The organism is Lentisphaerota bacterium (assembly GCA_016873675.1).
Taxonomy (GTDB): domain Bacteria; phylum Verrucomicrobiota; class Kiritimatiellia; order RFP12; family JAAYNR01; genus VGWG01.
In genome coordinates this window covers 15,635-40,150 of sequence record VGWG01000006.1, presented here as the reverse complement: position 1 = coordinate 40,150, position 24,516 = coordinate 15,635, and the positions used below count along the sequence as shown (strand labels likewise).

Below are 24,516 nucleotides of genomic sequence, written 5' to 3'. Positions count from 1 at the left end.
TCAGGACTCGGGAACTGTTTCTACCAGCGATCCCAGAAGGCGGGGCTGGACCGGGTGGAGGGAAAGAGAGAGGTGCGGCGGATCGTTGGCTGACACTGCGGCCGCGGCATGTGTTGTCCCATCCTCCCGGTCGTCAATTGGATTCGTCATCCGCGAAGCACGTCGAACCGGGGTCGAAGCCGGGGCGTTTGAAGGCTTCTGCGCCGGGGATGGCGGTCCGGATGCCGCGCTGCAGGCGTCCCAGCAGGACCAGCAGGGCGAGAATCGCGTCCTCCTGCCGCGGCAAGAGCTCGCGCAGCCGCAGCCAGGCGGCGATGGAACGCTCGACCGCGATCAGCGCGACCTTCCCCGAGCCGTTGGCGTCGGAGAGGCGCGATTCGCGGATGATGCGCGCGTATTCGCCGTCGCCGAGAACCGGCTCCGCCAGGTTACCGAGGGCGCGCGCCAGCTTGGGCGGAATGAGCGTATGGTACCAGTTGACCACCTCGACCAGGTCGCCGACCTCGTGGGCCGCCTCCTCGTAATCGGTGTCGTCGTAGCGCGAGCCCGCCTGCGCCAGCCATTCCGCCGCCAGCCCCTTCAGGTCGGCGTCGGCGTCCTTCAGCCATTGGCCCGCGCGCATCATGTAGTCACGGGACAGATGAGTCAGGGGGTGGGCTTTGACCGCCCGATCCCTCGCATCCATTGCCGCGTCGATCCGGCTGTCGGTCTCTGCGCCGCCACCTTCGTCGGCCCAAACGCTGTCGCCCCAGACGTCAGCGTCGTCCGCCTCGCATCCGGCGTCGTCCGCCATACTGCCGAAGATCGTCGCGTCGCGCAGGCGTTCGGCGAGATCGTTCCAGAACGACGCGTTCACCGCGTCGCGATCCTCATCGCGCGCCGCCGCCTTCAGCCGTCGGGCGGCGGAGCCGCCATTGTAATTGCGGCAGCGGCGGGTGAAGGCGCAGCGTTCGCACCAGTAGTCGCAGTAGTTGTAGATGCCGATAATGAATCGTCCCATGGCGCAGCCTCCGTTGGCGGGAGATGGAATGCCTTTGGAAAGAGGCGGATTGGATCGCCCAAACCCCGCTCGACAGCTTGAATCGTAACGCGTTCGGCCGCGCCAATGCAACAGGGAATGTGCGGGATGCGGGGACAGAGAATCTGGGGGGATGCGGGGACTGAGAATCTGTGCCAGTAGAGAAACTGTGTCAGTGCGCAACACGCTGGACGCGGAAAGGTTGAGTGTGTAGATGGCTGAGGCTCGAGGCGTGGGAGGGGCGCGTTGGGGCAGGCGCGTGTGCTGGACTGATGCCGACATCAGCCCCGGCAAGTCACGCAGCCCCGGCAAGTCACGTGCCTCAGTTTCTATGTCCCTAAAGGACCGCACAAATCCAAGCGCTGCTTGACGTAATTTGCGAGGCAGTCATAATGGTGTCGTTCTGCGACAGGAACTTTAGACATTGGACAGCGTGTTACCTGGTCGAGAACACTTGAAGGAAGTAGCTCGCCATATGGACACCATCACACACGCCGTACCGCTTGTTCGCCAACTTAAGAAAGGAGAGAACAAAATGGGATATCCACTGTTTGCCATTAGCGCCTACATCTTCATGCGTGCTTTTGAGGTGGTCTTTTGCCCCCAGAAGGATTCAGTCTGGTACAAGAGGACTATCATCGTAGTCGGGTGCGCCGTCCTCTACTCGGCAGTCGCCTCGATGATCATTTTCTATTTCAACGGCATTCATCTGCTTGGATTTGATCCGGCGAAATGAGACCGATTGCCGGCCGGGCTGGGGACACCCTTCGCTTAACCCCCCGTCATTGACCTTGCGGAAAAGCCGCCATTTCGGCTGAATCGGTCAGCCCCCCAGACCGCGCCAGCAATTAGCCTCCAGCCGCGATTCGTTCGGCGGGATGACATGGGGTGGACGCAAGGCCCTTCCCTTGCTGGGTTACGCGCCCCGGCGATCAGCAGGCCCGGCCGTCGGCCGCCACCCGCACGGTCCGGCGGCGGCAGGCCCAGCACATGTAGGCGACCGTGACAAAATAGGAGGCCGGGAGGCGGGTCTGCGCCGCCAGCTTGACCGCCAGCAGCGTGGTCTTTCCACCCATGCCCATCGGCCCGATCCCCAGGGTGTTGGCCTCGTCCAGGATCCGCCGCTCCAGATCCGCCAGCCGGGGATCGGGGGCGCAATCCTCCAGGGGGCGGAGCAATTGCCGCTTGGCTTCTAGGAATCCGCCGGCGCGATCGGCCCCCACGCACACGCCCAGGATGCCCGGCGCGCAGCCCTGTCCCTGTGCGTTCCAGACGGCATGCAGGACGCATTTCCGCACCCCGTCGAGCGTGCGTCCCGCCCCCAGCGCCTCGTCGGGGAGGCTGTACTGGGAGCTCATGTTTTCGCAGCCGCCGCCCTTCTGCATCAGCGAGACCTCGGACCACGGGTGCGCCCCGAACTCAAAATGGCAGACCGGGGAGCCCGCGGCGACATTGTCGTCAATCGAGCCGCCGCCGATCGTCTCGATCGTGTTGCGGCGCAGCCAGCCCTGGCGCGTCGCCTCGCGCACCGCCTCGCGGGCGGCTTCCTCCAGCGCCGGGGGGCGCGTGGAACCGTCGTCGGGCAGATCGAAGAAGAACGTCAGCGTGCCGGTGTCCTGGCAGATCGGGGTCGCCTGGGCGCGGGCGAGCGCGGTGTTTTCGAGGATCGTGTCGAGGATGGCGGCGGCGCGGCTGCCGGACGCCTCGCGGGCGCGGCCGGTGCGGAGGCTCCGCTCGACATCCTCGGGCAGGTCGCACGAGGTGCGCCGGATCAGGTCGGTCAGAATGGTGGTCCAGGGGGTCATCGCCGCCTCCGCTCACGCCAGGGAATAGGCGCGCCGTATGGCGCCGTCATCGGTGCCGGCGAAGAACGCGGCGATGGCGGCGTCGTAGTCGGCGGTATGGCGGAACGCCTTGCGCATCAGCCGGGCGCGGGTGGCGAGTCCGAGGGTGCCGCCGTGGGCGGCCAGCTCGGCGGCGAGGGCGGGATAGTCGGCCGGATCGGTCACTGCGGCGACACGCAGGTAGTTCTTGGCGGAAGCCCGGACCATGCAGGGCCCGCCGATGTCAATGTGGGTCCGGGCGGATTCGGGGGTGGCGTCGGGCCGCGCGACCGCCTGGCGGAAGGGGTAGAGATTGACCACGACCAGGTCGAAGGCCACCGCGCCGGTCCGGCTCAGGTCGGCCTGATGGGCGGGGTTGTAGGTTTCGCTCAGGAGCCCGAGATAGATCTTGAAGTCGAGCGTCTTCACCAGCCCGCCCTGCATTTCGGGCTGGCCGGTGTAATCGGAGACCTGGGTGAGCGTGCCATCGGCCTGGGCACCCAGCAGCGCGCGCAGCGCGGTGTAGGTGCCGCCGGTCGAATAGAGCCGGATGCCGGGCGCGGCGCGCAGCAAGGCCGGGATGAACGTGTCCAGACCGGTCTTGTCCGAAACGCTGACGAGCGCGTACCGCAGCGCCACCCGGTCATCGATCCGCTCCACGAGGTTCAAGCTCATGACGGCTCACTCCGCAGGAGGTGTTGGGACGGCGGGAGACGGCGTCACGTCCGGAATCTCGACAGGCATGGCCTCGGGACTCGCCGCGCCGGTGAAATCAGAGGGCAGGGTGGCTGCGGGCGGTGGCTGCCGCACGGCGCCATCCATCAGTGAACGGCTGTCCTTGCGGGCCGAGAGGACCGCCAGCACGAGCGTGTTGGTCAGGAAGATGAACCCCAGGATCACGGTGACACGGGTGAGCACGTTGCCCATTTGCGCGCCGAAGATGGCTTCGCCCATGCCCCCGCCCATGCTCAGGCCCGCCGCGCCGCCGTCCTTGCTTCGTTGCAACAGGATGACCCCGATCAACAGCAGGCAGACCAAGACCTCGACCACGCACAACACATAATAAAGAATGTTCATCGTCCCGCCCTTTCGTTTGTGATTAAGAACCCGCCTTGATGATCGCCGCGAACGAATCGGCCTTGAGCGCGGCGCCGCCGATCAGGCCGCCGTCGATGTCAGGCATGGCGAGCAATTCGGCTGCGTTATCGGGTTTCATGCTGCCGCCGTATTGGATGCGGACGGCCGTCGCGGCCGTGCCGCAGGTCAGCTCCGCCAAGATCCGCCGGATCAGCGCATGAGCCTCCTGCGCCTGCTCCTTGCTGGCGGTCCGGCCGGTGCCGATGGCCCACACCGGTTCGTAGGCGATGACCAACTTGCCCGCCTTCATCTCGTCGCCCGTGACGCCCGCGAGGCTGCCGCGTACCTGCGTCGAGACCACCTCGACCATCCGGCCGGCCTCGCGCTCGTCGAGCGTCTCGCCCACGCAGACGATGGGAATGAGTCCGGCGCGGATGGCGGCGCGCACCTTCTTCTGCACGATGGCGTCGGTCTCGCCCAGGAGCGTCCGGCGCTCGCTGTGGCCGAGGATGACGTAGGTGACACCCAGCTCGACGAGCATCGCGGCCGAGACCTCGCCGGTGAAGGCGCCCGAGGTCTCGGCGTGCATGTTCTGCGCGCCGAGGGCGATGGACGACCCGGCCAGCGCGGCGGCGGCGCTTGCCAGGGCTGTGAACGGCGGGCACACCACCACCTCGACGGCGCCCGCGCCGTCCGCCGTCTCGCGGCGGATGTCGGCGATCAGGGCCTTGGCCTCGGCGGCGGTTTTGTTCATCTTCCAGTTGCCGGCGACAATCGTCTTACGCATCTTACAAGTCTCCAGGGGTCTTTCAAAAGGGGGCACTAGTATCGCCCATTCCGGCGTTCTGCGCAAGTACGGGTTTGCGGTTGGCGCAGAATTCGCTTTATAAAAATCCGGCCAGGGTTCACAATACTCCCCCTATGAATGTGACTATCAATGGACAGGAACGGGACGTCGGCTCGCCGTCGAGCCTGGCAGCTCTGCTGGAAGGCCTGGGCGTCGAGGCGCGCAACGTCGCCGTCGAGTGCGACGGCGCGATCGTGCGCTGCGACCAGTTGGCGGCGACGCCGGTGCGGCCGGGCGCGCGGATCGAGATCATTCATTTTGTCGGGGGAGGGTGAGCCATGCTGCCGTTGATCATCGCGGGCCGGACCTTCCGATCGCGCCTCTTTATCGGGACCGGCAAGTTCGGCTCGCACGACGTCATGGTCCGGGCGATGGAAGCTTCGGGCTCGGAATTGGTGACCGTGGCGCTGCGCCGGGTGAACCTCGACGCCGCGCCTGCGGACGACCCCATTCTGACCCGCCTGGACCGCAGCCGGGTGGTGATCGTCCCCAACACCAGCGGCGCGCGCACAGCCGAAGAGGCGATCCGCATCGCCCGCCTCGCCCGCGCGGCGGGCGGGTTTGACTGGGTCAAGCTGGAGTTGACCCCTGACCTGCACCACTTGCTGCCCGACCCGGTCGAGACCCTCCGGGCCACCGAGATCCTGGCTCGGGAGGGTTTTGTCGTGCTGCCCTACATGAACGCCGATCCGGTTCTGGCCAAGCGGCTGGAGGAAGCCGGCGCGGCGGCGGTGATGCCGCTCGGCTCGCCGATCGGCACCAACCGCGGCATCCGCACCCGCGACATGATCGAGATCATCGTGTCGCAGGCGCGCGTGCCGGTGATTGTGGACGCCGGTCTCGGCCTGCCCTCGCACGCCGCCGAAGCGATCGAACTGGGCGCTTCGGCCGTCCTCATCAACACGGCGATCGCCACCGCCGCCGATCCGGTCGCGATGGCCTGTGCCTTCGCCGGCGCGGTCAGGGCCGCCGAGATGGGCGTCGACGCGGGCCCCCGGGCCGCGTCCGCGGAGGCTTCGGCCAGCAGCCCCCTCACCGGGTTTCTCTCCGCCTGAGCATGGACACCCCGTTCCAGAACGTGCTGGCCGAATGGCCGCCGGAGCGCGTCGCGGCGCTGATCGCCGCGGCCACCGCGGACGAGGCGCGCCGCGCGCGGGCCGAGGCGGGGCGCTTCGAGCCGCGGCGCCTGGCGGCGCTGCTCGCCCCGGCGGCGCGGCCCGAACTGGAGGCGCAGGCGCAGGCCGCATCGGCCGTCACCCGCCGCCGCTTCGGCTGGACCATGCAGTTCTTCGCGCCGCTGTATGTCTCCAACTACTGCTGCAACGCCTGCGTCTATTGCGGGTTCAACCGCAGGGCCGCTGTCGCCCGCCGCGCCCTTTCCCTTGACGAGGCCGAGGCCGAGGCCGACTGGCTGGCGCGGCAGGGGTTCGCGCACCTCCTGCTCGTCGCGGGGGATGACCGGATGCACACGCCTCCCGCCTATTTTGAGGCGCTCATTCCGCGCATCGCCGGCCGATTCGCCTCGATTCAGGCCGAAATCTACGGCCTCTCGCGCGAGGAATACGCCGGACTCGTCACGGCCGGCTGCGACGGCATCACGATGTTTCAGGAGACCTACGACCCCGCGCGTTACCGCGCGCTGCATCCAGCCGGCCCCAAGGCCGATTATGCGGATCGCCTGGCCACCCCTGAACGCGCCGCTGCGGCGGGGCTTACCTTTCTCGGTATCGGAACCCTTCTTGGCCTCCACGACTGGCGAACCGAAGCCTTCTACACCGGTCTCCACGCCGACCACCTCCAGCGGACGTGTTGGCGCAGCAATGTGGCAATTTCGTTTCCGCGGATGCGCCCGGCGCACGGTTGCATGCCCCCACCCTGCCCCGTCGGCGATGCCGACCTGGTGCAGCTCATGACCGCGCTGCGCATCCAGCTTCCCGATGTGGGGATGACCCTCTCCACCCGCGAACCCGCGGGTCTGCGCGAGCAGCTCGCCCGCATCTGCGCCACCAAGCTCTCGGCGGGCGCCTGCACCTCGCCGGGGGGGTATTCGGAAAAGACCGACGCTGAACCGCAGTTCGACGTCGCCGACCACCGTCCGCTCGCCGAGGTCCGCGCAGCGCTCGCCCGCATCGGCTTTGATCCGGTCCTCAAAGACTGGGACCGCGCGTACCATGCGGTCCGGTAATCACGGTTGCCGCGTGAATAGAAACGCCTCACGGTCAAAGCCCAGCGCGGCGGCGCGCGCGAGCGTCTCCTCCAGCACCGCCGCATCGAGCGCGGGGGTGCGCGCGAGAATCCAGGCATAGCGCTGCGAGGGTTCGCCGACGAGTGCCCACTGGTAGTCGGGGTCCAGCGCGAGAATCCAATAATCGCCGTAGAACGGCCAGAAAAAGCTGACGCGCAATTTTGCGTTGCCGCTTCCCGGAACGGCTCGGGCGACACCACGGGCCTCGGTGACCTTTCCGTCGCACGTCAGGCATCGGTTTCGCACCCGCACCCGGTCGCCATCGAGTGTATAATGCGCCTGCACACCGCCAGCGCATTTCGCCTCAAACCAGTTGGGCGTTCGCGCGATTTCGTACCACACGCCGGCATACCGGGCCAGATCCACTGCGGGCACCGTTGGCAACGGGGCCTGCTTCGTGCTGGCGCATCCCGAAAGGAGACCCGCCAGCCCAATCGCCCCGGCTACGATCAGTCGGTGCCGTCGCGGGGGGGCCGATTTCAGCCGCACAGGAACTGCATCAGACACATGATTGATGGGTAACGAGGACATCGGCCACCTCCTTTTTTCAGGGTCACACACTCAGCGCGTTGACCACCACCGGCAGGCTGACGTCCAGCCGGTAATCGACCGATGAATGGTCATCGGGAAATTCCTCATAGCGATGCGGCACGCCGAGCGATTCCAATCGGCGGTGCAGGCGCCGCGCGCCATAAACCAGATTGTATTGATCGCTATCGCCGCAGTCGATGTAGAGCGCCCGCAGCCGCTTCAGGCCGGAACCGTGCTTCTCGACCAGCGACAGCGGGTCCCACTGCAGCCAGTTATTCCAGCGCTCAGGAATGAGTTCGCAGGTGTCGTGCGTTACGGGCAGGCGGATGCCATAAGGCGCCGAGAGGTCGGGATCGAAACTCGCGGCCTGCGCCAGGATCATCATGACGTTGATGTCGGAGCCCTTGACCTTCTTCGCGTCCCAGAACGCATCCACCCATTTGCCGAACTCGAAGCCGGTCGGGGACAGCTCGCGCAGCACCGCCGCAAATTCGTGCCGGTAGAGCAGCTCGAATCCCATATCGCCGGAATGCACCGCAGCCGCGCTCCAGAAATCGGGGTGCAGCAGGGCATGCACGATCGCGCCGTAACCGCCGCTGGAATGACCGAAGATCCCGCGCTTGCCCGCGCCGCCGCAGCCGAACTGCCGTTCGACAAAGGGGATCGCTTCGAGCAACAGGAAATCGTCCCAGCGCCCCATCGCAACCGAGTTCACATACTGGTTGCCGCCCAGGCGGGTAAAGCAGTCGGGAAACGCAACCACGCACGGCGCCATCGCGCCGGTGGCGATCAGGTGATCAAGCCGTTCCGGCACGTTCTCGCCAAAGTTCTTCCAGCTCGCTTCCGCCGGGCCTCCGGAGGTATAGCCGACGACGTTGACGAGCAGCGGCAGACCACGGCCGTCATGTCTAGGGGGGGTGTAGACGTCGATCTCGCGGACGGTCGGATCGCCGAGGCGATTGTCCTCCAGCACCCGACTGTTCAGGTGCAAGCGATGAATCGCGCCAGCAGGAGTGGATGGATTTCTTCGCATGCGAGCTCCCTTTTCAGAGGATCAGCGGCGGGCGTTCAGAACCGATAATCGAACGAATCGACGTCGATATAACCCTCTTCGGCCTGATTGTTGAAGGTGTAAAGACCCACGATGTCACCGCGCCACCCGCCACCGACGAGGGTGTAGGCGTCGCCGAGCGGGGAGAACGTCTGGCCATCGGTGCTGAACGAGAAGACGCACTGGTCATCAAAGCCCGCCACCGATCGCAGCCAGAGGGCGGGTGTGCCTGCCGGAAGGGCAGGACCATCCGTGGGCGTGTCGGCCTTATTGAAGCGAATGGCCAGCGAGGTGCCGGTCTTGCGCACGGCGATGGACGCCGAGGTGTTGCCCGGGCCGAAGTGCACCAGCCCCGCCTCCTGCCCGTCGGTCATACCGGCCATCTCCAGCTTGACCGTAACCTGCGTCAGGTCGCGGCGGGTATGGCGCTGGCAGATCACGTTGCGTGTCTTAAAGAACTTGCCGGGTTCAAGCTGCGGGATGGCGTGCAGGCGGAGAAAGCCCGGGCGCTCGGTCAGCGACCACGTATCCGCGCGTGGCTGGTGGTTCCAATGCCAGCGGGGATTCAGCACCGGCTGCGTGAAGTCATCGCTTCCTTGCGGTGTGCAGGCCGGATACCCCGCAATCGGCTTGGGTAATTGCCACGCCATCCGGCCATGCCCATCCTGCACATCCACGCCGGGAACAGGCCAGTCGTCGATCCACGTCACGGGAAGTAACTGAGGAAGGCGGCCGTCGGAGGCTCGGCGATTGAACTGGCCGATCCAGAACCAGCGTCCGTCCGGGGTATCCACAAAGCCGCCTTGCCCGGGCAGTTCCAGATTCTGTGCGTAGGCTTCGTCGCTGACGGGACCGAACGTGAAGACCTCGTATTTGCCCGGATCGCCCGGCTTTCCAGGCGTGCCGTCGGGTTTGACGCCGTAGATGTGCCTGGACCGGAAGATATAGGTTCCGCGGCCCTGCCCTTTATTCAAGAACTCGATGTGGACCAAGTAGTAATAGCCGTTGCGGGTGAAAATCTTGTTCCCCTCGGCTGAGTGGAACGGCACGACCATCGTGCCGCCGTTGGGATAGGCATACGGCCCCTCGCTGGCGTTCATGTGGTCCACGTCGGCGTCCAGTAGGCGGGAACCGTCGGGGGTCATTTCAAAGAGGTAGCTAAACCAGTGACTGCCCGGCCGACTGGCGATCAGATAGGCTTTTCCGTTGTCGTCCCAGAACGGACACGGGTCGGTCCAGGCCGTGGTGCGCAGCGGCTGGCCGTTCTTATCCTGAATCTGCCGCACCTGCCAGGGCCCTGCCGGGTTCGTTGCCGTGCAGACATAGAATCCCTCGCCGGTGTAGCAATTCACAAAGATCCAGAACAGGCCGTCATGGTAGCGCAGGCTTGGAGCATAGACGCCGCCGCCATAGCGGTCCATGCGATCCCAGTTGAATTCCGGCGCCAGCACCGAGAGGTCGGGAATTGCCGCGCCGATGGTCGTCCAATTCACGAGGTCTCGCGAATGGAGGATCGGCACGCCGGGCGACATCTGGAAGGTGGAACTCGCCAAGTAGTAGTCTTGTCCGACGCGAATCGGACAGGGATCGCTGTAGTCAAAAGCGAGCACGGGGTTGCGAAAAGTCCCGTCGCCTTGGTCGCCTGAGCGGCCGGTGAGCGTGTTTGCCGAGCAGTGCGGCGTAGTTCTCATGTCTTTCATCTTTCTCGTTCAAGCAGCAGCCCGGCGCAGATGCCGACCACGCCGCGGCGGCGGTTGACCGCCGCCGCCGCCCGGCGCCCCAGTTCCCGGCGCGCAGCGGGATCGTGCGCCAGATGGGTCAGTTCCCGCTCCAGCGCCGCCGCATCGGAAACTTGGATGAGGGCGTCGGCGGCGAGCAGGTCGGCCACCACAGGTCTAAAATTCTCGGTGTAGGGGCCGACCACCGTCGCCACGCCGCACAGACACGGCTCGATCATGTTTTGCGCGCCGTGCGCGCACAGGCTCTTGCCGACGAACGCGAGGTCGGCGTTGCCGTAGAACCCCATCATCTCGCCCGTGGTGTCGACGAGCAGTACAGCGGCGCCGTCTGCAGGGGGGCGATCCACAGCCGTCGTTCGGCTGCGGCGGATGCAGACAAACCCGGCCTGCTCGATTTCGGCAACGACGGCCTCCGCGCGCTCGAAATGCCGGGGAATCAGCACCAGCCTCAGGTTGGGCTGCGACGCCCGCGCCCGCGCGTAAAGGTTCAGCAGCGCGGCCTCCTCGCCCGGCCAGGTCGATCCGCCGACGAGCACCACCCGATCTTTGCCCATGTCCGCCCGAGCCAGAATCGCAGCCGCCAGGGCCTCCTTTTCCGTGTTCCGTTCGGCCACGTCGAATTTGACGCTGCCGACGACCCGTGTCCGCTCGGGATCGGCGCCAGCCGCCAGCAGTCGCTGCCGGTCGAGATCGGATTGCGCCAGGATCAGCCGCAGGCTCCGCAGCACGGGCCCGAACCACACGCGGAGGGCGCGATAGCCGGGCGCCGAGCGGTCGGAGACGCGGGCGTTGACCAGATAGGCCGGAATGCCGCGCGCGGCGCAGGCGCGGAGCAGGTTAGGCCAGATCTCCGACTCGATCAGGATGTAGCGTTCGGGGCGGACGGCGTCGAGCGCCCGGCGCACGCACCCCGGGAAGTCGAGCGGATTGTAGATGAGCACATCATCCGGGGCGAGCTGCTTTTCCGCTTCGCGCCAGCCGGTCGAACTGGTGGTGCTGAGGACAAAGCGCAGCGTGGGCGCCCGCCGTCGCAGCTCGCGCATGAGCTGTCCCGCCACATAGACCTCGCCCACGCTCACGGCATGAATCCAGATGCGCCGAGGCGCGTCCGCCGCATGCAGGCGCCGCTGCGTCGCGTCGTCATAACGGCCAAAGCGGTCGCGCCACCGGGCGCGGTACCCGCCGCGCCGCCGCATCCGCAGCAGGAAGTGCGGCAGCATCGCCGTGTACCCGACCGCAAAGAATAGGTTGTAAATAAACCAGCGCATGGGTGTGCGTTCCATCCCCTATCCCCAAGGTTTAAGCCCGTGGATGGGCCTTGCGATAAACCGCTTTCAATCGTTCGATCGAAACGTGGGTATAAATCTGCGTCGTCGAGAGACTCGCATGCCCCAGCAGCTCCTGGACGCTGCGCAAGTCCGCCCCGGCGTTGAGCAAATGCGTGGCAAACGAATGGCGCAGCTTGTGCGGGGTGATGGCGGGCGGCAGCCCCGCAGCCGCGAGCCAGTGCTTCAGGTTGCGCTCGATGGATCGGGGCGTCAGCACGCCACCCTGCAGGTTGCGGAAGAGCACACCATCACGGGCAGCCGCGTTCGGCCAGAGGCGATCAGCGAATTCCAGCGCGCGGCCCAGCGCGGCGCGTGCCGGGCGTCCCAGCACGCTCAGCCGTTCCTTGCGCCCTTTTCCGTGCAGGCGCGCTACACCGCCGGCCAGATCCACCCGGTCGATCCGCAGCTCCGCCACCTCGGCCACCCGCCCCCCGGTGCTGTAGAGAACCTCCAGCAGCGCGGCGTCCCGCAGCCGCGCGTAAACGGCTTCAGGGGGCATCCCTCCGGCCGCGCGGGCCTGCAGCGTGTCGAGTTCTCGCAGCGGCGCGGCCAGGAGCGACGCGACCTGGCCTTCGTTGAGGACGACCGGCAGGCCGTGCGTCCGCCGCGGACCGCGCAGGCCGGAGAAGGGATTCTTTCCGAGCAATCCTTCGCGTATGAGAAAGCGGTAGAACGTCCGCAACGCGGCGAGCTTGCGCCGGGTCGTGGCTGGCGCGCATCCCGCGCGATGGAAGGCGACCAGGAATTGCCGTGCCAGCGTCCGGTCGGGCGATGCCCAGCGGTACGGCGGGAGTTCGGCCTCGCCGGGCCAGACGAATGCCGTGAACTGACCGACGTCCTGCAGATAGCCCGCCACCGTGTGCCCCGAGAGATTCCGTTCCGCAGCCAGGTGCGCCAGGAACCGGGCGACCCACGGGTCGGCCGCCGCCTGGGAGCGGACCGGCAACACGGACGCCTCGGAAACAGCGGTGCGGACTTCCAGCGTGCCTTCGGGAACATCATAATCACATGCGTCCGGCCAACTGTCGGCCCGCACCGCTCGGGTTGTTCCCATCTTCCGCTCCATCGTTGGACGCGCCTCAGCGCGCAAGGCCATGCAGCACACACTCCTGAATGCTGCGTCCATCGCTCAAGGTCGGCTTCTCGCGCGGACGCCAGCCCTTTCGCCGGCCACAGGCCGTGAGCAGATAGCCCCGGAACCCGAAAAGCGGAAAATCCAAGCCCGCTGCCAGCGGATAGAGGATGCTCGTCAGCGAGAGCCGCGTGTCATGTTCGCCGTATTGCCGCTGCCGCCGATCGGCCCACTGCCGCACCAGTTGCACCCAGAAACGGCAGAAATGGCGCATGCCAAGCACGTCAAAACCGCTCTTCATCAAATCAAACATGGCGCCTTCGGAGTAGCACCCGCCGGTGCGCGACACCAGCCGGCGTCCGTTGAGCAGGTAGGCGATTCCGATCGGCTTCTTGAATTCGACGGTGAGCACGATCAACCCGCCGATCTTCAGGATGCGATGGCACTCGCGCAGGGCGATGGCGTCAGCGGCCGGATCACCCGTCAGACAACCATGGCCAACCACCACCACGTCGAATTGCTTGTCCTCAAAGGGCAGTTCGCCCGTCGGACCGGGCGCCGCGACCTCTTCGTCCAGAAACGCCGCCGCCGTCCCAACCTCACCCGCATGACGCACGACGGACGTCCAATAGCCGCCGGCTGTCCGCACCACCCGCGACGCAACCGGCGTGCCGAAGCCAATGTCGAGACACGCCTTGCCTGCCAGATTGACATCCTGAAGGATGCGCAGAACCGTCTGAATCTCCAAACGCTGGGGCACCGACAATCGGGATGTCAGTTGTTTGAGGGTCTCTATTGAAAAGGCTGTGTTCATGACTGTGCGGGGTAAGGTATCATCAATGACCCTAACCCGTCAATCTTCTGGTACCTCTGGGAACCGATGGTAACTGATTACGTCCAAACACGATCTGTCTCTTGATAAGAATCAGAAACCATGGCATACTTAAACCTTTCCCTTGAGATCGGAAGGCCGTCCGGGGAAGTGGAGAACACACGTTTATGAATGATGCACACAAAAAGCGCCATCCGCAACCCCAGTCGGCAGCCTCGGCCGTTGTCAAACCCCGCGTGCGAATTACCGACACGACGCTGCGTGACGCGCACCAGTCCTTGTGGGCGACGCGAATGCGCACCGACGACATCCTGGGGATCGCCGAGACGATTGACCGCGCCGGCTATTACTCCCTCGAATGCTGGGGCGGCGCCACGTTTGACGTCTGCCTCCGGTTTCTCAGAGAAAACCCCTGGGAGCGCCTGCGCCAGATCAAGTCGGTCTGCAAAAAGACGCCGTTGCAAATGCTCCTCCGGGGCCAGAATATCCTCGGCTACCGGAATTATGCTGACGACGTGCTCGAACGCTTTGTTGCCCTCGCCTGCGCCAACGGCATGGACATCTTCCGCATCTTTGATGCGCTCAACGACACGCGCAACCTGGAGCATGCCATCGCTGCGGTCAAGAAGAACGGCGGGCACGCCCAGGGCACGCTCTGCTACACCGTCAGCCCGGTGCACACCGTCGCCAACTTTGTCGCAATCGCCAAAACCCAGCAGGCTATGGGGATCGATTCGCTCTGCATCAAGGACATGGCGGGCATCCTCTCGCCCGCCGCTGCGGCCGAGTTGATCGGCGCGCTGGTCCGGGAGACTGGCTTGCCGGTCCAGGTGCATTCGCACATGACCAGCGGCATGGCGGTGGCGACCTATTACGAGGCCGTCCGGGCTGGCGCAGGCGCGGTGGACTGCTGCGTCGCGACGATGTCGGGCTTTTCCTCTCAGCCGGCGGTGGAGACGCTCGCCGAGGTGTTCGAGTCGGCCGGTTATGAGACGGGCCTGGACCTCGAGGCCGTGGATCGCGAGAACACCCATTTCCGGAAATTGAAACCTGCGCGCGAACCGAGCCATGCGGCGATCGAAGTGGTGGATGTCGATGTGCTGCTGCACCATGTTCCGGGTGGCATGATCTCCAACCTGCGGTCGCAATTGCAGCAGCAGGATGCCCTGGACCGCCTGCCCGAGGTGCTGGAGGAATTGCCGCGCACGCGCCAGGACATGGGCTACCCCCCGCTGGTTACCCCCACCAGCCAGATTGTCGGCGTTCAGGCCGTGCTCAACGTCTTGAGCGGCGAGCGCTACGGCATGGTGACCCAGGAAACCCGGGACTACGTCGGGGGACTCTACGGCCAACCGCCCGCGCCGATCGAACCCAAACTGGCCCAACTCATCCTCGCCGGCGCGAAGCCGGTCACGGTCCGCCCGGCCGACCTCCTGCCTCCGATGCTGCCGCAGGCGGCCAAAGAGCTGGATTCGAAGCTGATTCAGGCCGAAGAGGACATCCTCAGCTACTGCCTCTTCCCCGAGGTCGCGCTCGGCTACTTCAAGTGGCGCGCCCTCCCCGAGGGGTCGCGCCCGCCGTCTCCGGCCGATGCCGAGATCACAGCCAAGACTGCGCCCAAAGCCGAGGCGGCTGCTCAGGCTGTATCGTCTCAGGCGGCGCACGATAGCGAAACCATCCGTCATGCGCAAATCGGACGGCTGATGGCCAATCTCTTCGGCCATCTCGGCGTGGCGGTCGGATCGGGAGTCGTGATTGAAGAACGCGCCACCGTCGTCACTGCCGCACCGGCGCCTGCTGCAGCGGCTGCGGCCCCTGCGACCGCCGTCGCGACCGGGCCGACGATCAACGCGCCGCTGACCGGCACGTTTTACCGCACGTCTGCGCCGGGCAAGCCCCATCTGGCGGACGACGGCGCCGTCGTCGAGGCCGGTGCGCCCGTCTGCATTGTCGAGGCGATGAAGCTGATGAATCCGATCAAGGCGGCCAAGACGTGCCGGATCGTGGCGTTCCTCGCCCAACACGGGGACTCCGTCTCCAAGGGGCAGCCGCTGGCTCGAATTGAATGGATCTGAACGTCAGTTCGAATACACGCCGAGACGCCGTCTGATGATCGAGACGACGCTGCGGAACCCGGAAGGCCAGAGGCGTGTGGGCCGACCGGCCTCGAGCGCCGTCTCTTCCTCGTCGGGCAGGGCCGATAGAAAATCAAACCCGCTGAGCTGTTCGATCTCGTCGATGGTGGCGAGCGTGACCCGCGGACGGGCGAGGCGGGAGATCCGCTGAGGCATGACCACGGCAAAGGCGCGCACGCGGTCGGCGTGGCGGGCGACGACGATCTGGTAGAAGGCGGTCGGAATGTTGATGCCGGCGGCGAGCGTCTGCCGTTGCTGAGGGGAGATGGTTCCGACAATCACCCAGATATCGCCGAAACGGTCGGGCCAATCGTCCGCGATGCGCCGTTCCACATCGGCCCACGGTCCTTGGTTCAACGCCGGGCGTTGTGGGGCAATATTGGATGTGAGAAAGGTCTCGACCTGAGCCTTTTTGCCGAACCGGGAGGCGATGGCATGGTTGGGGACGAGGTGGCCGCGGTCATAGCCGCTGCGCGCGTAATCGGCGGACCGCGGGGCATTACGGGCTGCCGTGTCCTGAGAAAAGGACGAGGGGCGCATCAGATCCAGCGGCGTCTGGGTGGGCGATACGCGGTAGGCGGCCCACACGGCATGCCGGAGCGATGGCGACCAGCCGAGCATGAAGGTTTGCTTCTGGAGGATCACGACATCCGTGCGCGCCGCCCCGCCGGGGATCGGCACGGGAAGGCCGCCGAAGGCGACGCCGTTGGGAGGGGTGAACACCGGCAGATCCACCGACACATCGCTGCCGCTCAGCCCGAGGGCGTCGGTGTAATCGGCAAAGGCATGGCCCAGGTTCTCCACCGTCTGGACGATGGGCGCGGGCCACGAGGCCGTCTGTTTCTCGCGCCATGCGCGCGGCTCATGGACAAACCAATTGGCGCCAATCAGGCCCGCAGCCAGCGCCAGCATGAGAAACGTGGCGATGCGCCGCCAGATGGAAAACGAGGTGTTTTTCTTGCTCATCAACAGCCTTCGTTGCGCCGTGAGCGGACAGGTGATCGGGGCCGCAGCGCCGGCTTAAAACCGTCCACTGACTAGTGGGCCTGGATGTCGTAGGCGAACAGACGGGAGGCGTGTCGGACGTAGAGACGGCCGTTTGCGATCGACGGATGGGCCCAGTAGGGCCCGCTGCCGCCAGAAGGAATCTTGAACGACGAAACCATGCGGAAGTTAGTGGTGTCGGGATCGACCAGCCCCATCATTCCCTGCTCACCCAGCGTGTACAGCAGGCCGTCGGCAAACACGATCGACCCCTTGCCGACCGCGCCGGTCTTGGCGACAACCTCGCCGGTCTCCAGCTTCAGGCACAGCCATTGGTTGCGTTTGTTGCGGTCGGCCGCCCCGTAAATAAAGCCGTTCAGGAGAACCAGTCCGCCATGATGACAGTCGAGTTGCGCCTCGCGCCAGACCGACTTCGCGCTGGAGCCGTCTTCGCTCAACTGGAACATCTCGCCACGCTCGCCGCCATAGCCGGAGGTGACATAGCACCGGCCGTCCGCATAAACGGGCGAGACCGCCTGAATGCCGTGCGCCGGGGCCGGCTGGCGCGGTTCGCGCCACAGGAGCTTACCGGTGGTGGCCTCGATGCCGACGAACGTCGTGTTCATGAGCTGCGCGATGATCTTCCGCCCGCCCCGCTCGATGAGGATCGGCGAGCAATAGCCCGAGGAATCGCCGAGTTCCGAGCAGACCCAGACCGTCTCGCCCGTCTCGGGATGGAGCGCCACCATCCCGGCCTTCGGGCCGCCGGGCGTGACGATCACCCGGTCATCGAGCACGAGCGGCGACTCGGTGATGCCCCACTGAATGTTGCGGGCGCCGAATTTTGCCATCGTGTCCACCGCCCAGATCTCCCGGCCGGTCTTTGCGTCATGACAGGTCGCCCGGCCGTAGCCGCTCATGAGGTAGAGCTTGCCCGCGCGAAAAGTTGGCGTCGTGCGCGATCCGCGGTAGCCGCCTTCCCAGTCCCGCCCGTAGGAGACCGCCCAGATCTGCTTGCCATCCAGATCCAGCGCGTAGAGGAATCCCTCTTTGCCCTTCATGCCTGTGATGTAAATGGCGGTGTCCGTCACCGTGGCCGATGTAAATCCGTCGCCCAGCGTGTCATTGACCCACAGTTGCTTCGGCCCGCCCTCCGGCCAGGTTTTCAGCAACGCGGGGCCGTCCGCGGCCTTTCCGTCCCGGTTCGGACCCCGGAATTGAGCCCAGTCCGACGCCGCCGACGCCGCCGTCGTGCCGAGGATCGCGATCGCGCACAGGATCGCCCAATTCCGCCTCATGTCTGTTCTCATCCCCGACTCCTTATTCCCAAAACGAATTTCAGAAGTGTTGCACGTTCCCGCGAACTTGTCCAGCCTTCGAATAATTGTTTGAGTTGTTTGAGTCTTTTCAGTTTTCAGCTTTCTCTTCCCCCTCCCATTGCCGGGCGGCGGGGATGGCGGCGGGTTCAGGGGGAAGCGCGGCCAGGATAGCGCAGACGGGGCGGGTCTGTCCGGGAAGGACGAGATCGGGGCGGACATCGGCAAGAGGCTCGCAAACGAAGCGTCGGCGCGCCCAGCCGGGATGGGGGAGGCGCAGGCCGGGACGGTCTGAGATGAGATCGCCGAAGGAGAGGATGTCGATGTCAATCGTCCGGGGCGCATGACGCTCGGGGCCGCGGGTGCGGCCCAGCGTGGCCTCGATCGCATGGATCGCGTCCGAGAAAACCTCCACCGCGAGGGAGGTCTCGACCACCACCACGGCGTTGAGAAAGCTCTGGGCGCGCCACGCCTCGGGGACGTCCACCGGCTCGGTTTCGTAGACCCGCGAGGAGGCGGTCAGGCGCGTCCCGGGCAGCGCCGCAAGGGCGGCGCGGGCGGTCTCCAACCAGCCGAGCCGGTCGCCCAGGTTGCTGCCGAGGGAGAGAATGGATTCACAGGTCATGGAGGAAGGCAGGCGACTGCCGGACGCCCGGCCGCGCGTTCACAGGCCCAGGACATCCCGCATGGAGTAACGTCCGGCCGGTTTGCCGGGAAGCCAGAGGGCTGCATGCAGCGCGCCGTTGGCGAAGGATTCGCGCGAGGTGGCCTTGTGGGTGAGCTCAACCCGTTCGCCGTCGGCGGCGAAAAGGACGGTGTGGTCGCCGATGACGTCGCCGCCGCGGACGGCGTGAATGCCGATCTCGCCGCGTGGACGCTCGCCGACGATCCCCTCGCGACCATAGGTGGCAACATCCTTCAGATCCACGCCGCGCCCCGCCGCCAGGGCCTCGGCGAGGCCGAGTGCGGTGCCGCTGGGGGCGTCCTTTTTCAGCCGGTGGTGCATCTCCACAATCTCGGCATCGTAGGCGGGGCCGAGCACGGTGGCGGCGCGGCGGACGAGATCGAGCAGGAGGTTGACGCCCAGGCTGAAGTTAGGCGCAAAGACAATGGGAATAGTCTGCGCGGCATCGGCAACGCGCTGTTTATCGTCATCGCTGAGTCCGGTGGTGCCGAGCACCACGGCTTGGCGACGGGCGACGGCGCTGGCCAGATTGGCTGCAACGGCCGTGTGAAAGGTGAAGTCGATCACGACGTCGGAGTCGGCGGGCCAGGCATCGGCGAGGACGACGCCGAGCGGGCCGGTCCCGGCGATCTGGCCGGCGTCTTGGCCGAGCGCGGGATGCCCCGCCCGTTCGCAGGCGCCGGTCACGCGCAGTTCAGGCAGGCGCGCGGCGCAGCGGATCAGCATCTGACCCATGCGTCCGGCCGCGCCGAGGATGGCGATTGTTGTCATAGCGGTCACACCAGTTTGAGCGCCGTGAGGGTGGCGCGGATTTGTTCACGGATCTTGGCCGAGGGTTCGCAGAGCGGGAGGCGGTAGATTTCGGGGCAACGGCCGAGGAGGGCGAGGGCGGCCTTCACCGGGATCGGGTTGGTGTCGATGAACAGGTCCCGGAAGAGCGGATAGAGACGGCGGTGGGCGGTGCCAGCGGCACGGAAGTCGCCGGAGCAGGCGGCGCGGACCATGCCGGCAACCTCGCGCGGCGCGACGTTGGAGGCGACGCTGATCAGGCCGCTGGCGCCGACGCTGATCATCGGCACAGCCAGACCGTCGTCACCGGACAGGATGACGAGATCGCAGGCGTCGACAATCGCGCTGACCCGCTCGACGCTGCCGCCCGCTTCCTTAATGGCGACGATCTGGGGGTGCGCGGCCAGACGAACCACCGTTTCAACGGCAATTTCGCGCGAAGCCCGGCCCGGCACATTATACAGGACGACGGGGAGGCCGAGGTCGGCGATGGCGGAGAAGTGACGATACAGCCCCTCCTGATTCGGCTTGTTGTAGTAGGGCGTCACTTGCAGCGTGCCAGCAACGCCGATGTTCAGAACGCCGCGGGTGAGCTGGAGGGCCTCGGCTGTGGAATTGGCGCCGGTGCCTGCGATTACTTGGACGCGGCCGGCGGCGGTTGCGACGGCGGCTTCAATCACCTTCAGATGTTCGTCCATTTCGAGGGTGGGCGATTCGCCCGTGGTGCCGACGGGGACGATGCCGTCCACGCCCGAGGCGATCTGCCAGTCGATCAGCGCGCTGAAGCAGCCGAAGTCGACCGAGCCATCCCGGTTGAAAGGAGTGACAATCGCGGTGTAGGTGCCGGTGAACATGATGAAGATTCCTCCCCAGCCGGGCCACGCTACGTCAGCGACCCTGCGGCTGTGGGTGAAAGCATACGGCAAGCGGGCGCACCTGACAAGCCTCGTGTGCGGGGCCGTGTGAAGGCGTGCGGCAGGAGCTTGCCGAGGGTGGTGGCGCGAGCGGTTCCGGCGGCCAGGCCGGCGTACCAGATGGGCATGCGGGGCGGACAGAATTCGGCGAGGACCTGGCGGCAGGCACCGCAGGGCGTGGCGGGGGTGGCGGCGGTGCCGCCAGCGATGGCCAGAGCACGGAAGTCTGTCGCGCCCTCGCTGACGGCCTTGGCGAGCGCCACCCGCTCGGCGCAGAGGGTCAGGCCATAGGATGCGTTCTCAATATTGCAGCCGGTGAAGATCCGTCCGTCCCCGGCCAGCAGCGCTGCGCCGACGTGAAACCCGGAATACGGGGCGTGCGCGCGTGTCGCGGCTTTGCGGGCGGCGGCGGCGAGTGATCGGGCCGTTGGCGGGTCAGGGGGTGTTTTCTGTTTAGACATGGGCGGTGTCTCTCCTCCTACAAACGGGTTTCCAGAATCAGGGGCGGTCGTGTGACCGGCGCATGGGCGAGGAGGACCGCGCCGCAGGCGGCATCGCGGACGGCTGCAATCAGGTCGGGAGTCGCTGCATGAAGACGCATGAGGGGCTCGCCGCGGCAGACCTGGTCACCGCACTGAACGAGGCGGTCCACGCCAGCGGCAGGGTCAATGGCGTCATCGCTGCGGCGGCGCCCCGCGCCGAGTTGGAGGACGACGCGGCCGATGATCTCGGCGTCCACACGGGCGACCCATCCGTCGGCGGGGGCGGGCAGGATCGCTATCGCCGCCGCCGCAGGCAAAACCGCGCCAGGGTCGTCGGCCACGCGGATGTCGCCGCCTTGGGCGGCGACCATATCGCGGAAAGCGGACAGCGCGCGGCCGTCGTCGAGGCGCGCGGCGAGCTCCCGTTCAGCCGTCGCCGCGTCAGTGGCCAGCCCAGAGAGCAGGCACATGCGGGCGGTCAGGGTCAGGGTCAGACTGCGGACATCGACGGGGCCGCCACCCCGGAGAACCTCGACCGCCTCACGCACTTCGAGGGCATTGCCCACCGTGCGTCCGAGGGGCTGCTCCATGTCGGTGATCAGGGCGGCCATGTTGCGGCCAAGGGCACGGCCGACGCGGAGCAGGCTATCGGCCAGCGCGCGAGCCTGTTCGGGTGTACGCATGAAGGCGCCGCGCCCGCACTTGACATCCAGAACGAGCGTCGCGGCGCCCTCGGCGAGTTTCTTGGACAGGATGCTGGCGGTGATGAGTGGGATGCTCGGAACCGTGCCGGTGACATCGCGCAGGGCATAGAGCTTGCGGTCGGCGGGAGCGAGGCGGTCGGTTTGGCCGATGATGGCGCAACCGGCGCGGCCGAGGGCGGATCGAAAGGCGTCCGGCGAGAGCCGCGTGGTGAAACCGGGGATCGACTCCAACTTGTCGAGGGTGCCGCCGGTGAGGCCGAGTCCGCGGCCTGAGATCATGGGGACGGCCAGGCCGGCAGAGGCGGCGAGGGGGCCGAGCACCAGCGATATCTTGTCTCCGATGCCGCCGGTCGAGTGCTTGTCGGCCGTCGGGCGGGGCCAGTCGGAAAAGGAAAGGACGTCCCCTGAGCGCATCATCGCGTCGGTCAGCGCGGCGGTCTCGTCGGGCGTCATGCCCCGGAAGACAACAGCCATCGCCAGGGCCGCCATCTGGTAGTCGGGGATGTCGCCAGCGGTGTACCCTTCAATAAAGGCGCCGATCTCGTCGGCGCTGAGCTCGCGGCCGTCGCGTTTCTTCTCGATTATCCACTGTGGAACCATTGGCATGACGATAACACGGGGGGGCTGGGGAGGCCAGCGGATATTTTTTTAAAATCACGCTTGCATTCTCCAGCAGATAACGATATAGTGTGGACTCTTTTCTGCGGGGGCGTGGCGCAATTGGTTAGCGTACCGGACTGTCGATCCGGAAGTTGCGGGTTCGAGCCCCGTCGCTCCCGCCAATTTTTAAGAAGCATCCAAAAACCGCGTCACGGGACGCGGTTTTTTTGGGGGGTGTTGATGCACGATTGGGTCAGCGTGCTGATTCTGGCGGTTGTCCAGGGCGTGACCGAGTTTCTCCCCGTCAGCAGTTCTGCGCATCTGCTCATCGGCAAGGAACTCCTCGGCTTAAACGCTCCCGGCGTTCACCTCGAAGTCGTGTTGCATCTTGGAACGCTGATGGCGGTGGTGGCTTTCTACCGCAACCGGCTGGCGGACCTCGTGATGGGGGTGTTGACGGGGTCGCGAGCCGCCTGGCTAATGGGCGGGTTGCTGGCGCTATCGTCGGTTCCGGCCATTGGGATATGGATCGTGTTTGGTGATCGGCTTGACGCCTTGTTCGGCAACCAGCGGCAGACGGCGGTCGTGGCTTCGTGGCTGCTGCTGGTGACGGGCGGCCTGTTGTTCTCGGTGCGGTTTGCCCGGCGCGCGGACGGCGGTCCGATGACCGTGTGGCGCGCGTGGTGGATCGGCTGCATGCAGGCGATGGCCCTATTGCCGGGGATCAGCCGGTCGGGGAGCACGATCACCGTGGCGCGCCATCTGGGCGTGCGACCAGACCAAGCGGCCGAGTTTTCTTTCCTGATGTCGATCCCGGTGCTGATCGGTGCCGTGGCCGTTGATTTCCTGCAGGAGGGGCCAACCGCCAGCGGCGCCGCGCTCGGGACGGCGCATTACATCGTCGGGGCGTGCGTGGCGGCGGGGGTCGGTTATGCGGCGATCGGGCTCCTGGTGCGTCTGTTGTGCCGCGACCGGTTCTGGCATTGCGCCGTCTATTGCCTCTGCGCGGGAGCGGCGTCGCTGGGGTGGCTGGCGCACGGGCGCTAGGTTTAATCCGCGTCCGTGTGCGCGAGGCGCTCCAGCTCGAAATCCTTGATTGCCGTCTTGTAGACGGCCCGCATCTGACTGGCGGTGCGGGTGATGTTGAACCGGTCACTAACCCGCTTCCGTCCCGCTTCGCCCATCGCTTCGGCCTGAGCGGGGTTATCCAAAATCTGAAGCACCGCTTTCGCGAAAAATTCCGGCTGGGGGGCGCCCACCAGGAGGCCGCTCACCCCGTTCTCGACGATGGCAACCGGACCGTTTTGCCGGACAGCGACGACCGGTTTGCGCATGGCCATCGCCTCGCAGAGGACGCGGCCGAACGGTTCGTCGTGAGGCGGGTGGACCAGGACGTCCATGGCCTGAAGAACCTCGCGGACGTCGCTGATCTCTTCGAACCAGTGAAACGCCGCATCGAGCCCGCGGGAGGCGACAAGCTGGCGAAGTGATTTTCGGTAGAGTTTGTGTTCGCCCAGCAGGTCGCGCCCGACGCTGACAAAATGGGCATCGGGGCGTTTCTGGGCGATTTGAGCCGCCATTTCGATGAAGACCTCGTGCCGCTTCCACGGCGTCAGATGCGCAATCATGCCTATGACCGGCACGCCGGCGGGGAGCCCGCAGGCGTGCCGCGCCGGGGCCGAATCGCCTGGCGCCAAGCGGCCGATCGTGATGCCGTTCACGACACGAACCAGCCGACTTCGCGCCGAACCGCGCAGAAATTCGCTCAAGGCATTGTCTATGGGTTCGGATGCCGCCACAATCCGCCGCGCCTGCCGGGCGATCTGGAGCATCGGCTTGACCGGGAAACGGAGGTCACGGACGTGACAGACGACCGCCCGGCTGCGGGCCAGCGGCAGGACGAGCAGCCCGGCGGTGACCGAGTTGGCGTGGATGAGGTCTGGCTTGAACAGCCAAGTGGTCTTGCGAATCTGCGCGGTTTCGCTCGCGCCCATCAAGACCTGAGCCAACAGAGCCAACGGCTTGCGGCGCGCCCGGAACGAGGGAATGGATTCGACCGGAACCCCCGCGTCTTTCAGCCTGGTCTGCAACGGTCCCCTAGGCACCAACGCGAGCAGGTCAACACCATCGTGTTTGAGTTGACACGCTAACTCGAACAGGCTCCACTGAGCCCCACCCATTTCAGAAATCGTTTCGACCAGAAGCACGCGCATGGGAACACCCCAAAAGGACATTACTCTTCCACGTCAATGGGGGCTATTCTATCACTGCCGGAAGCTGAATGCAATGGCCACGTTCGGCCTAGGCGCAGTCACAATTTCTTTGCTTAAATCCTCGCGGAAGG

25 protein-coding genes and 1 tRNA gene are annotated in these 24,516 nt (G+C 65.9%); 7 read left to right on the top strand and 19 right to left on the bottom strand.

What is annotated here, in order from left to right:
* Positions 1-133: 133 nt before the first annotated feature.
* The gene (locus FJ222_01810) at positions 134-1,000 is read right to left on the bottom strand and encodes a hypothetical protein (GenBank protein ID MBM4163169.1); all 867 of its coding nucleotides are present in this window, start codon (positions 998-1,000) and stop codon (positions 134-136) included.
* A 553-nt stretch (positions 1,001-1,553) separates the two neighbouring features.
* Here FJ222_01810 and FJ222_01805 point away from each other — a divergent pair.
* Entirely contained in the window at positions 1,554-1,754 is a 201-nt protein-coding gene (locus tag FJ222_01805) for a hypothetical protein (GenBank protein MBM4163168.1), read from the top strand.
* 196 nt (positions 1,755-1,950) lie between these two features.
* Here the strand turns inward: FJ222_01805 and FJ222_01800 are convergent, their stop codons facing one another.
* From FJ222_01800 to FJ222_01785, 4 genes are read right to left on the bottom strand one after another with little or no spacing between them, the layout of a single operon-like run.
* Positions 1,951-2,823, bottom strand: coding sequence for a fumarate hydratase (locus FJ222_01800; protein MBM4163167.1), 873 nt, complete (start codon positions 2,821-2,823; stop codon positions 1,951-1,953).
* Positions 2,824-2,835: 12 nt separating this feature from the next.
* Positions 2,836-3,516: a hypothetical protein gene (locus tag FJ222_01795; GenBank protein MBM4163166.1), complete on the bottom strand. Its 681-nt coding sequence runs from the start codon at positions 3,514-3,516 to the stop codon at positions 2,836-2,838.
* A 6-nt stretch (positions 3,517-3,522) separates the two neighbouring features.
* Positions 3,523-3,918 (bottom strand): preprotein translocase subunit SecG, encoded by a 396-nt coding sequence (gene secG / locus FJ222_01790; protein ID MBM4163165.1) that lies wholly within the window; start codon positions 3,916-3,918, stop codon positions 3,523-3,525.
* Between the two features lie 22 nt (positions 3,919-3,940).
* Entirely contained in the window at positions 3,941-4,705 is a 765-nt protein-coding gene (locus tag FJ222_01785; protein MBM4163164.1) for a triose-phosphate isomerase, read from the bottom strand.
* Positions 4,706-4,839: 134 nt separating this feature from the next.
* Between FJ222_01785 and thiS the strand changes: the two genes are divergently transcribed.
* From thiS to thiH, 3 genes are read left to right on the top strand one after another with little or no spacing between them, the layout of a single operon-like run.
* Positions 4,840-5,040 (top strand): sulfur carrier protein ThiS, encoded by a 201-nt coding sequence (gene thiS / locus FJ222_01780; GenBank protein ID MBM4163163.1) that lies wholly within the window; start codon positions 4,840-4,842, stop codon positions 5,038-5,040.
* A 3-nt stretch (positions 5,041-5,043) separates the two neighbouring features.
* A complete protein-coding gene (locus FJ222_01775) occupies positions 5,044-5,820 on the top strand; it encodes a thiazole synthase (protein ID MBM4163162.1) in 777 nt (258 codons plus the stop codon).
* A gap of 2 nt (positions 5,821-5,822) precedes the next feature.
* On the top strand, positions 5,823-6,950 hold the full coding sequence (gene thiH / locus FJ222_01770) for a 2-iminoacetate synthase ThiH (GenBank protein MBM4163161.1): 1,128 nt from the start codon (positions 5,823-5,825) through the stop codon (positions 6,948-6,950).
* On the opposite strand, the gene FJ222_01765 is transcribed toward thiH, so the two are convergent.
* The 6 genes from FJ222_01765 to FJ222_01740 are packed head-to-tail and all read right to left on the bottom strand — an operon-like array spanning position 6,951 to position 13,545.
* Positions 6,951-7,541: a lipocalin family protein gene (locus tag FJ222_01765; GenBank protein MBM4163160.1), complete on the bottom strand. Its 591-nt coding sequence runs from the start codon at positions 7,539-7,541 to the stop codon at positions 6,951-6,953.
* Positions 7,542-7,563: 22 nt separating this feature from the next.
* A complete protein-coding gene (locus FJ222_01760) occupies positions 7,564-8,574 on the bottom strand; it encodes an enterochelin esterase (protein ID MBM4163159.1) in 1,011 nt (336 codons plus the stop codon).
* Positions 8,575-8,609: 35 nt separating this feature from the next.
* Entirely contained in the window at positions 8,610-10,292 is a 1,683-nt protein-coding gene (locus FJ222_01755) for a glycosyl hydrolase 43 family protein (protein MBM4163158.1), read from the bottom strand.
* The gene (locus FJ222_01750) at positions 10,289-11,614 is read right to left on the bottom strand and encodes a 3-deoxy-D-manno-octulosonic acid transferase (protein ID MBM4163157.1); all 1,326 of its coding nucleotides are present in this window, start codon (positions 11,612-11,614) and stop codon (positions 10,289-10,291) included. The genes FJ222_01755 and FJ222_01750 overlap by 4 nt, the downstream gene beginning before the upstream one ends.
* A gap of 16 nt (positions 11,615-11,630) precedes the next feature.
* Positions 11,631-12,713, bottom strand: coding sequence for a tyrosine recombinase XerC (locus FJ222_01745; protein ID MBM4163156.1), 1,083 nt, complete (start codon positions 12,711-12,713; stop codon positions 11,631-11,633).
* A gap of 25 nt (positions 12,714-12,738) precedes the next feature.
* Positions 12,739-13,545, bottom strand: coding sequence for a class I SAM-dependent methyltransferase (locus FJ222_01740; protein ID MBM4163155.1), 807 nt, complete (start codon positions 13,543-13,545; stop codon positions 12,739-12,741).
* Between the two features lie 185 nt (positions 13,546-13,730).
* On the opposite strand from FJ222_01740, the gene FJ222_01735 reads away from it, so the two are divergent.
* On the top strand, positions 13,731-15,638 hold the full coding sequence (locus tag FJ222_01735; protein ID MBM4163154.1) for a pyruvate carboxylase subunit B: 1,908 nt from the start codon (positions 13,731-13,733) through the stop codon (positions 15,636-15,638).
* Positions 15,639-15,641: 3 nt separating this feature from the next.
* Here FJ222_01735 and FJ222_01730 read toward each other — a convergent pair whose 3' ends face one another.
* From FJ222_01730 to FJ222_01700, 7 genes are all read right to left on the bottom strand, one after another.
* Entirely contained in the window at positions 15,642-16,664 is a 1,023-nt protein-coding gene (locus FJ222_01730; protein ID MBM4163153.1) for a DNA/RNA non-specific endonuclease, read from the bottom strand.
* A gap of 71 nt (positions 16,665-16,735) precedes the next feature.
* Positions 16,736-17,992 carry an alcohol dehydrogenase gene (locus tag FJ222_01725; protein MBM4163152.1) on the bottom strand — a complete coding sequence of 419 codons (1,257 nt, stop codon included), beginning with the start codon at positions 17,990-17,992 and terminating at the stop codon, positions 16,736-16,738.
* Positions 17,993-18,089: 97 nt separating this feature from the next.
* Complete coding sequence (folK, locus tag FJ222_01720; protein MBM4163151.1) at positions 18,090-18,623, bottom strand: 2-amino-4-hydroxy-6-hydroxymethyldihydropteridine diphosphokinase; 534 nt, start codon at positions 18,621-18,623, stop codon at positions 18,090-18,092.
* A gap of 39 nt (positions 18,624-18,662) precedes the next feature.
* Entirely contained in the window at positions 18,663-19,454 is a 792-nt protein-coding gene (locus FJ222_01715) for a 4-hydroxy-tetrahydrodipicolinate reductase (GenBank protein MBM4163150.1), read from the bottom strand.
* A 5-nt stretch (positions 19,455-19,459) separates the two neighbouring features.
* The gene (locus FJ222_01710; GenBank protein ID MBM4163149.1) at positions 19,460-20,326 is read right to left on the bottom strand and encodes a 4-hydroxy-tetrahydrodipicolinate synthase; all 867 of its coding nucleotides are present in this window, start codon (positions 20,324-20,326) and stop codon (positions 19,460-19,462) included.
* Positions 20,327-20,355: 29 nt separating this feature from the next.
* Positions 20,356-20,847 carry a cytidine deaminase gene (locus FJ222_01705; protein MBM4163148.1) on the bottom strand — a complete coding sequence of 164 codons (492 nt, stop codon included), beginning with the start codon at positions 20,845-20,847 and terminating at the stop codon, positions 20,356-20,358.
* Between the two features lie 17 nt (positions 20,848-20,864).
* Positions 20,865-22,178, bottom strand: a complete 1,314-nt coding sequence (locus FJ222_01700) for a thymidine phosphorylase (GenBank protein MBM4163147.1) — start codon at positions 22,176-22,178, stop codon at positions 20,865-20,867.
* A gap of 99 nt (positions 22,179-22,277) precedes the next feature.
* Between FJ222_01700 and FJ222_01695 the strand changes: the two genes are divergently transcribed.
* A tRNA-Asp gene (locus FJ222_01695) sits at positions 22,278-22,354 on the top strand.
* A gap of 58 nt (positions 22,355-22,412) precedes the next feature.
* Entirely contained in the window at positions 22,413-23,219 is an 807-nt protein-coding gene (locus FJ222_01690; GenBank protein ID MBM4163146.1) for an undecaprenyl-diphosphate phosphatase, read from the top strand.
* Between the two features lie 2 nt (positions 23,220-23,221).
* Here FJ222_01690 and FJ222_01685 read toward each other — a convergent pair whose 3' ends face one another.
* The gene (locus tag FJ222_01685) at positions 23,222-24,406 is read right to left on the bottom strand and encodes a glycosyltransferase family 4 protein (GenBank protein ID MBM4163145.1); all 1,185 of its coding nucleotides are present in this window, start codon (positions 24,404-24,406) and stop codon (positions 23,222-23,224) included.
* Positions 24,407-24,516: the final 110 nt, after the last annotated feature.